Origin of the sequence: Microvirga tunisiensis (assembly GCF_009296175.1) — a bacterium.
GTDB classification, from domain to species: Bacteria; Pseudomonadota; Alphaproteobacteria; order Rhizobiales; family Beijerinckiaceae; genus Microvirga; species Microvirga tunisiensis.
On the sequence record NZ_VOSK01000979.1, the window covers coordinates 1 to 590 of the forward strand.

Sequence of the window (590 nt, forward strand, 5' to 3'; positions counted from 1 at the left end):
GTCGAGCGGAAAGCCGGTGGCCTGGCGCAGGACGCAGACGATGGCGCGCTCCTCGTCCGTGGCTTTCCAGGGCAGCTTGTGCGGCCGGCTGGAATGGTCCTGGCAGTCCTGGGCTCCGCGCTTGCGCCACTTGCGGATGGTCTCGGTGCTCACGCTGAAGCGCTGGGCCAGCACGCCGGTGGGCTCTCTCGAGCGGGCGATCTCCTGGCGGACAGCGGGGGTGGTGCGGGCTTGCGGATGAAGGGAGTGCATCACGTCCTCCTGCGGTGAGAAGCTCGGCGTCGCAGGCCGTCAAAGCGCCAAGTGTACTCCTCAATGGCGTAACGCACCCGATCCCAACAACGTTCCGCCACCAAACAGTTAATACTACAGCTGTCAAGCGACACCGAGATTTACGAGATAAGGCGACATCCAGTTTTACGACGGCTCAAGCGTGAGCCCGCTGGAGAGCCTCCTCCAGATCCCGCAGGCGATAGCTGCGCCCCTTGATGTTGAGAACATGCGCTCGGTGCAGCAGGCGGTCGAGGATGGCCGTGGCCAGCACCTCGTCGCCGGCCAGCAGCTCGGTCCACTCCCGGATGCTCTTGTTC

At 64.6% G+C, this 590-nt stretch carries 2 pseudogenes; both read right to left on the reverse strand.

Annotated features, from left to right (window positions below):
* A pseudogene (locus FS320_RS44830) lies at nt 1–252 on the reverse strand (IS481 family transposase); the annotation flags it as partial.
* Nucleotides 253–448: 196 nt separating this feature from the next.
* A pseudogene (locus FS320_RS44835) lies at nt 449–590 on the reverse strand (ATP-binding protein); the annotation flags it as partial.